1 protein-coding gene and 1 pseudogene are annotated in these 1,076 nt (G+C 49.3%); both read right to left on the bottom strand.

Features of this window, described 5'->3' with window-relative positions; all coding sequences use genetic code 11:
- The coding region (locus Xind_RS25485) for a phage integrase N-terminal SAM-like domain-containing protein (RefSeq protein WP_187650947.1) at positions 1–438 on the bottom strand (438 nt) is incomplete at its 3' end.
- A 207-nt stretch (positions 439–645) separates the two neighbouring features.
- Positions 646–1,076: pseudogene (locus Xind_RS25490) on the bottom strand (TraI domain-containing protein); the annotation flags it as partial.

The following is a 1,076-nucleotide window of genomic DNA, read 5'->3' on the forward strand; positions in this document are numbered from 1 at the left end:
ACAGCGGCCTCCCCGGGGAATTACCTGCCTGCGCTCTTCTTCCTCATACTGTCCCATCAGCAAATAGAGGCGGGTTATCTGGGATTTACTCAGAATTTTTTTTGTCTTCTTCTCTTTTTTCACCGCCGCCTCGTTAAACGGGTTTTCAGTGAGCGACAGCAGTTTTCTTTCCATCACGAAATTAAAAATCGTCCGCAGGTGGGCCACCTTATTGTTCCAGGTGTAGCTCGACTGTTTTTTCTCGGTCAGAAGATGACGCCGCCACCGCAGTACATCGCGGTGAGTCACCTGCTCCGGTAACACCGTATCCCCCATAAACCGGATAAAAACCCGGGTCACCTTGCGATAACTCCACTCCGTAGCCGGTCGCAGCATATGAGAGAAAAAGTATTCTTCCAGTAATTCATCCCAACCCATTTTTTCCTCATTATTGAACATGATGGTTTCCTTCGTGTGTCTAGTTGTGTCCCGGTACAGCCACGTCCTGTTAATAAACTAAAAATTAATTAACATGTTGAATTATTTTGTTTTTTATATAATGACCTTTTGTACATTGCCGAAACAAGGCATTCTGACGCTGATACGGGGCGTTTGGACAATTTCAAATCGTTATTGTTATCATTTGAATTATTTCCCACCCAAAGTTCACTCCGGTGTCTGAAACAGTGACAGTAATGTCCGGGTATCATCGCGGGTGTCAGGTGCTGGGACGGTCATCGGTGTGACAAGCGGAGTAACCGGAGAAGGCGATGGATGAGCGGTAGCCGCCCTCGCTTCAGCAGATTCAACCGGCTTCAGCAATGGCGATTTCACCTGCTCAGCTGCTGACTGAAGCAGTAAATCCGTCAACGGAACAGAAGAAGGTAACCCGCCAAGATGCAACATAAGACATTGCCACGCACCGGGCACTAAAGACAGCCAGGTGACCGCTTCCTCCGGTAACAAACGGGCAGCCAGCAGCGTTTTATGAGAAACAGGCAGCTCAGACAGTGAGGCATGAAACCGGAAGCGGAAACGGCGTGCTGGCACCCACAACCCCGGCAGCCAGGGGTGTCCATCATCCAGTTCACCTTCCA

It is taken from the genome of Xenorhabdus indica (assembly GCF_014467235.1).
In the GTDB taxonomy this organism is placed as follows: Bacteria; Pseudomonadota; Gammaproteobacteria; order Enterobacterales; family Enterobacteriaceae; genus Xenorhabdus; species Xenorhabdus indica.